Origin of the sequence: Nesterenkonia sphaerica, from assembly GCF_005771565.1 — a bacterium.
GTDB lineage: Bacteria > Actinomycetota > Actinomycetes > Actinomycetales > Micrococcaceae > Nesterenkonia > Nesterenkonia sphaerica.
The window spans coordinates 49,248-55,602 of record NZ_VAWA01000015.1 but is presented as its reverse complement, the minus strand read 5'-3'; the positions used below and the strand labels follow the sequence as shown (position 1 = coordinate 55,602).

Genomic DNA, 6,355 nt, shown 5'->3' with positions numbered 1-6,355 from the left:
AGGCCATCAAACACCAACGGACTAAGCCCCGCCGGCCGCAGACCAACGGCAAGGTCGAGCGGTTCAACAGGACGTTGATGCAGGAATGGGCCTACGCGAGGCCCTACTCCAACGAATCAGCCCGTGAAACCTCCTACCAGGAGTTCCTTCACTACTACAATCACCACCGAACCCACACCGCGATCGGAGGGACTGTTCCCTCAGCCCGCGTTCACAACCTCACGGGGAAGTACAACTAGGCGCTTCGTTTGCCCAGGATATTTTCGAGGTCACGCGGGAATCTCTGCCGGTGCAGCGTGCGTGACCAGGTTGCCACGGGCGAAGGTGCTTGACGCGGTCGCCGTGGTACTCGGCACCCGGTGCCGGTAGACAGCGTCAGTAATACCTACAGAGCCATGCCCCAACCGGTCTGACACATCTTCCATGCGCACGCCGTGGGCTATGAGGTGCGAGGCGTGCGAGTGGCGCAGAGAATGGACGCTGGGCGATTTGGTAAAGCCGGCAGCCTGCGCGCGCCGCAGAGCAGGTTCCCACATTCGCACCCAGAGATCTCTGGAGTTAGTCAGGCGCTCTGAGGTCGACAGGCTGAACACCAGCTGCCCGTGACCGGCAGCCCTGACCAATGGCCACACGGTGCTCATGGTGCCGTCGTCCACATCAATGGTGCGGAAGGATCGCTGCGACTTCGGTTCGCCGATGTAGGCGCGTGTGCCACGCTCTGGCATCTTGATTGACTTAGTGACACTGACGTGCACCACGCCATCAATGACTGTGAAGTCTTCCGGTGTCAGTGCGAGCAATTCGCCGGCACGCATGCCGGTGCCCCATAGCAGGTCGAAATGTGGCAGGTGACGGTCGCCAATGTGATGGCGCAGAGCCGCGACTTCTTCGGCCGTCATGTATTTGTTGCGCTCGGCAGTCTGAGTGCGTCGCACCACTGGCAACCGCGTGTCTGCTGCAGGATTGTCTGGCCGGTGGCCACGTTTGACGGCATATGCCAGGACACTGAACAGCAGCCCGTGCGAATTCTTGATGGACTTGGCCGAATAGCCTTCGCCGTCGCGGCCGTCGCGCCGCATCCACTGCACCCAACGAATGATGTCGTCTTCGGTCAGTGTGTCTACGGGCGCATCCAGCATGCTCCACTGATTGCGAACCATCGCAAGGTACTTGCCACGGGTGTAGGGCGTGATGTCTATGAGCCGGTCGATGTGCGATTCAGCCACGTCCGACAGCATGGGCGCCGTTGACGCCTGAGCCTCTACAGCACGCCGGGCGGCCGCATCATCGCCACCGGTCTGCTCTATCAGGGCCTTCCAGAGCTCGGCGTCAACCAAGGTGTCACAGGTCTGGTGGCGCTTATCTTTGCGGTGATACCAGACCACCCTGTAAGAGGTTTTCTTCTTGCCCTTGCGCGTCTCAATCGTTGCCATGACGCGAGTCTATTCCCTCATTTGGGGATAATTCCGGGAAATTTGGGGATACAGAGCCAGTCAGTGGCTCTGCATCCCCGTCATTCCGCCTATCATTCTGTGCGCGGAGGGGGACTTGAACCCCCACCCTCATTAATAGAGGACTAGCACCTCAAGCTAGCGCGTCTACCTATTCCGCCACCCGCGCAGGGTGCCTGCCTCAACGTGAAGCCAAGAGAGCTTAGCACGCGAGCAGGCCGAGTCAGAAACTCTTACTTCTTGCCGCCGAAACCGGCGAAGCGCTTGTTGAACTTGTCCACACGACCGGCGGAGTCCATGATGCGCTGCTTACCGGTGTAGAAGGGATGTGAGGCTGCAGAAACCTCGACGTCAATCACCGGATAGGTGTTGCCGTCCTCCCATTCCATGGTCTTCTCGCTGGTGGCGGTGGTGCGAGTCAGCACCTTCTCGCCGGAGGAGAGATCGTTGAAGATTACCGGCTGGTACGTGGGGTGAATATCAGGTTTCATGCTCAGTTCCTTTTCATGCGCCGCTGGTTTTTGCCAGAAGCTGGGAAAATAAAGATCGCAGGCCGCTGAAGGGCCAACACTCGATCCTACCCTACACACCCACCCGGTGCCACACCGGACTCCTCCGGAGGGATGGCGATAGGGTGGCGATATGGAGAGTAACGTCGTTGACTTCTGCCGGGACCTGATTCGATTCGACACCTCCAACTGGGGTGAGGGCAAATCGAATGGCGAGCGCGAGGCCGCCGAATACTGTGCGGACATCATGCGGCAGGCGGGACTTGAACCGCAGCTTTTCGAAAAGGCCCCGGGCCGGACCAGCGTCGTGGCCCGGATGAAGGGCACCGACGACGCCGCTGGGGCTCTGGTGGTCCACGGTCACCTGGATGTAGTCCCCGCCCAAGCAGCCGACTGGCAGGTGGACCCGTTCTCCGCCGAGATCATCGACGGGCTGATCTGGGGCCGCGGGGCAGTCGATATGAAAGACATGGACGCCATGATCCTGGCCTCCATGCTGCAGATGGCTCAAGACGGACACCGCCCCAGACGTGACATCATCTTCGCCTTCTTCGCCGATGAGGAGGACAACGGCGCCTACGGGGCGCGCTGGCTCACCGATGCCCACCCGGAGCTCTTCGACGGTGCCACCGAGGCGATCAGCGAAGTGGGAGGATTCTCCGCTGACATCGCCGGCACCCGGGCCTATCTCATCCAGACTGCGGAGAAGGGCATCCACTGGACAAAGATGACCGCGCGCGGCACTGCCGGGCACGGCTCAGCGGTTCACCGGGATAACCCCGTGGTGCACCTGGCAGAGGCGGTGGCGGCTATCGGCGCCCATGAGTGGCCCCTGGAGTACACCAAGACCACCCGCGCTCTGTTTGAGCAGCTCTCAGAGATCACCGGCATCCCCTTCGACCCCGAGAACCCTGAGCCGCTCATTGACGCGTCCGGTTCTGCGGGGAAGTTCATCGCCGCCACCCTGCGCAACACTTCCAACCCCACGCTGCTGGAGGCCGGGTATAAGCACAATGTGGTGCCCGGCCAGGCTCAGGCGCTGGTGGATGCCCGCACCCTGCCCGAGCAGGATCAGAAAGTTGCCTCCACTCTGCGCGAACTGGCCGGGGAGAAGGTCGACTTCGAGCTGATGAACGAAGGGCCCGCCCTGGAGGTCCCCTTCTCCGGGGCGCTGGTGGAGCAGATGGTCCAGGCGCTGCGCGCCGAGGATCCTGATGCGGTGGTGCTTCCCTACATGCTGGGCGGAGGCACCGACAATAAGCACCTGGCCAAGCTGGGGATCACCGGCTACGGGTTCGCGCCGCTGCGTCTTCCGGCAGAGCTGGACTTCACCGGCATGTTCCACGGGGTGGACGAACGTGTTCCGGTCGATGCCCTGAAATTCGGTGTCCGGGTGCTTCACCGGTTCCTGCTGGAGCAGTAATACGGTAACGGTGCTCAAAAGGTGCGCCGCACCCGCATCATGCGCCGGCGCAGCCAGTACTTGCGGACACCACCGGTGTAAAGGGCTGAGCGCCGCAGCTCCCAGCGGCCGTACTCGGCATAGTCCACGACCTGTCGCCTCACCTCAGCCAGCGACTCCCGCGGCTGGCAGGTCAGCACCATGTACTCCCAACCGCGCCCGTCATCGTCCTCAACGGTGTACCGGCCTAGCGCGGAGGAGGGAGTCTGCTCTGCCATCAGCACTACTGTAGAACACCCGTCAAGAGGGGGTACCGTTGAGGGCTGAGACGTTGGTACTGTGGCGATATGAACCTCGATCCTCGCATCGCTCTCAACGCGCTCAACAACGCACTTGAGGAACATCTCTCCGCAGCAGTCAATCGCCGGGGCGAGGACGACCCTTCGGTGGAGACCGCGTTCTACAACATCTCCGACGCCTTCGAAGCATATGAGGATGCCCTCTTCGCCTCGACCGGAGAGGTGACCCCGCTGGATCTCTACGACGAAGACGCCGACGAGGACGACATCCTCGAAGACGATGACCTCGATGAGGACGTCGAACAGGACTGAAACCCTCCCGGCCACACCCGCCCTGCCAGCAGGCTCGTGGTTGACGCTCCCGTTGTGGAATTATCACCGGCTGCACGGAGTTGACCGGTGGTGGAGTCACCCGCCTGTGAAAGGAATATTGCGTGAGATCGTGGAGCGCACCCACTGTGCCAGTCCTGCCGGCGGTGCCGGAAAGCCTGGAACTGTACGACACACCGCAGGGGACCACGGTCAGCACCACCTCTACAGCAGGGATCGCCTCGCTCTATGTCTGCGGGATCACTCCCTACGACGCGACGCACCTGGGCCATGCCAACACCTACGTTCACTTCGACACCCTGGTCCGGTATTGGCGTGCCTGCGGGTTGGAGGTGCAGTATGTGCAGAATGTCACCGACATCGACGACCCGCTGTTAGAGCGGGCTGCGGCCACGGACGTCGATTGGCGAGAGCTGGCGGAGTCGCAGACCGAGCTGTTCCGTGAAGACATGGCCGCCCTGGGGGTGATCCCCCCGGACCACTATGTGGGGGCAGTCGAGATGATCCCTGCAGTGGTGGAGGACGTGGAGAGTCTGCTGCAGCGCGGCATCGCTTACCCGGTCAGTGCCGCTGATGCTGCCGGAGAGGACTACTACTTTGACATCTCGGCCGCCGAGCGCAGCACCCAGTGGCGGCTGGGCAGTGTCGGGGCCTACGGCCGCGCTGATATGGAGGAGCTCTTTCCGCAGCGAGGGGGAGACCCCGACCGGCGCGGAAAGCGTGACCCGTTGGATCCGCTGCTGTGGCGTGCCGCCCGCGACGGGGAGCCGCAGTGGGCAGGTGGGCAGTTGGGGCGGGGCCGCCCGGGGTGGCACATCGAGTGTTCCGTCATTGCGCGGCGGAACCTGCCTGCGCCGTTCACCATTCAGGGCGGCGGTTCTGATCTCCGCTTCCCCCACCACGAATTCTCTGCGGCACATGCCACCGCCGCCGACGGCAAACCGCTGGCCGAGGGATACATGCACACCGGGATGGTGGGCCTGGCGGGGGAGAAGATGTCCAAATCGCAGGGCAACCTGGTGCTGGTCTCCCAGCTCCGAGCCCAAGGGTGGGACCCTCAAGCGATTCGTGTGCTCATCCTCTCCCACCACTGGCGGCAGGACTGGTCCTTCACGGAGGCGGCGCTCGAGGCAGCCGCTGAGCGGCTCGCGAGCTGGAAGTCAGCCCTCCATACCAGGGAGCACCGGGCCGCAGACAGTGCGCACGAGGCCGCCGCCCCGGGTGAACTTCATTACGCACTGATGAGCGCGCTGGCCGGTGACTTGAACTCTCCTGCGGCCCTCGACACCCTCGACCTCTGGGCGGCAGGGCACCTGGCGGCACAGGACTCAGCAGCTCAGGTGCGCGACGTCGTGCTGGCCCTGTTAGGTCTGGACCTCACCGCCTGAGCGGCTCCTGAGGGCCCTGAGGTGCGGGTTCAGTTCTCCGGAGGTTTGCGGCGCCGCAGGTAGCGTTCGAACTCCTCCGCTATCGCGTCCCCGGAGGCTTCGGGCAGATTCGTGGTGTCTGTGGCCTCTTCGAGCCGTTTGACGTAGTCGGCGATCTCCGCGTCCTCCTCGGCCAGGTCATCCACCCCGCGCTCCCACGCGGCGGCGTCCTCGGAGATCTCCTCCGCCTGCTCCGGGTCCAGCGGCACGCCCAACAGCTCCTCCAACTTCCTCATCAGGGCCAGCTGGGCCTTGGGGGAGGGGGCCTGCCCCACATAATGCGGCACCGCAGCCCAGAGGGACAGGGACGGGATCCCGGCCTGGAACGCGGTATGGGCCAGGACACCAACGATCCCCACCGGCCCTTCATAGGTGGGTTCGTCAATGTCCAGCAACTCCTGAATCTCGGCGTCCTCGGAGGAGAACGAGGCGGGAATGGGCCGGGTGTGCGGCACATCCGCCAGCAGGGCCCCCACCAGGACCACTGCGGCCACCTGGTGCTCCGCCGCCTTGGTCAGCAGCTCCGCCGTGTACGCCCGCCACCGGAAACTGGGCTCGACGCCGTGGACGAACAGCAGGTCGAACTCACCGGAGGCCGGGCTGGCGCGCAGAATGCTGGTCGAAGGCCAGATGATCTCCCGACCAGCCGGAGTGCGGCCAATCTTGGGCCGCGAGAACTGGAAGTCGTAGTACTCCTCGTCGGTGAGCTTCTCGACCAGCTCCGCGCCGAAGGCCTGAGCCACGGTGCGCACGGCAGTCGAGGCGGCCCCGCCGGCGTCGTTCCACCCCTCAAAAGCCAGCACCATCACGGTGGGACGACTGTGCCGGTCCTCGCCCCCGGGTGCGGTCCGGCGCAGGTGGGCGGCCAGCATCTGGGAGCGATCCACCCGCTCCACAGGGGCATCGGGATCCTCCGCACCGGATGCTTCTTTGTCCT

At 63.7% G+C, this 6,355-nt stretch carries 8 protein-coding genes and 1 tRNA gene; 4 read left to right on the top strand and 5 right to left on the bottom strand.

Going from position 1 to position 6,355, the window contains the following annotated elements; genetic code table 11:
• Positions 1 to 239 (top strand): integrase core domain-containing protein (locus FEF27_RS10685; RefSeq protein WP_138170847.1); only part of this gene is annotated, 239 nt, incomplete at its 5' end.
• A 30-nt stretch (positions 240 to 269) separates the two neighbouring features.
• Here the strand turns inward: FEF27_RS10685 and FEF27_RS10680 are convergent.
• From FEF27_RS10680 to FEF27_RS10670, 3 genes are all read right to left on the bottom strand, one after another.
• Entirely contained in the window at positions 270 to 1,433 is a 1,164-nt protein-coding gene (locus FEF27_RS10680; RefSeq protein ID WP_138170846.1) for a tyrosine-type recombinase/integrase, read from the bottom strand.
• Between the two features lie 100 nt (positions 1,434 to 1,533).
• Positions 1,534 to 1,620, bottom strand: a tRNA-Leu gene (locus FEF27_RS10675).
• A 64-nt stretch (positions 1,621 to 1,684) separates the two neighbouring features.
• Positions 1,685 to 1,942 (bottom strand): type B 50S ribosomal protein L31, encoded by a 258-nt coding sequence (locus FEF27_RS10670; RefSeq protein ID WP_119903413.1) that lies wholly within the window; start codon positions 1,940 to 1,942, stop codon positions 1,685 to 1,687.
• A 151-nt stretch (positions 1,943 to 2,093) separates the two neighbouring features.
• Here FEF27_RS10670 and FEF27_RS10665 point away from each other — a divergent pair, with 151 nt between their 5' ends.
• Positions 2,094 to 3,383, top strand: a complete 1,290-nt coding sequence (locus tag FEF27_RS10665; RefSeq protein ID WP_138170845.1) for a M20/M25/M40 family metallo-hydrolase — start codon at positions 2,094 to 2,096, stop codon at positions 3,381 to 3,383.
• A 14-nt stretch (positions 3,384 to 3,397) separates the two neighbouring features.
• Here the strand turns inward: FEF27_RS10665 and FEF27_RS10660 are convergent, their stop codons facing one another.
• Positions 3,398 to 3,640 (bottom strand): DUF5703 family protein, encoded by a 243-nt coding sequence (locus tag FEF27_RS10660; protein ID WP_138170844.1) that lies wholly within the window; start codon positions 3,638 to 3,640, stop codon positions 3,398 to 3,400.
• 69 nt (positions 3,641 to 3,709) lie between these two features.
• Between FEF27_RS10660 and FEF27_RS10655 the strand changes: the two genes are divergently transcribed.
• Positions 3,710 to 3,973, top strand: a complete 264-nt coding sequence (locus FEF27_RS10655) for a hypothetical protein (protein ID WP_138170843.1) — start codon at positions 3,710 to 3,712, stop codon at positions 3,971 to 3,973.
• Positions 3,974 to 4,095: 122 nt separating this feature from the next.
• Positions 4,096 to 5,379 (top strand): cysteine--1-D-myo-inosityl 2-amino-2-deoxy-alpha-D-glucopyranoside ligase, encoded by a 1,284-nt coding sequence (mshC, locus tag FEF27_RS10650; protein WP_138170842.1) that lies wholly within the window; start codon positions 4,096 to 4,098, stop codon positions 5,377 to 5,379.
• A 29-nt stretch (positions 5,380 to 5,408) separates the two neighbouring features.
• Here the strand turns inward: mshC and FEF27_RS10645 are convergent, their stop codons facing one another.
• Positions 5,409 to 6,290, bottom strand: coding sequence for a PAC2 family protein (locus tag FEF27_RS10645; protein WP_138170851.1), 882 nt, complete (start codon positions 6,288 to 6,290; stop codon positions 5,409 to 5,411).
• Positions 6,291 to 6,355: the final 65 nt, after the last annotated feature.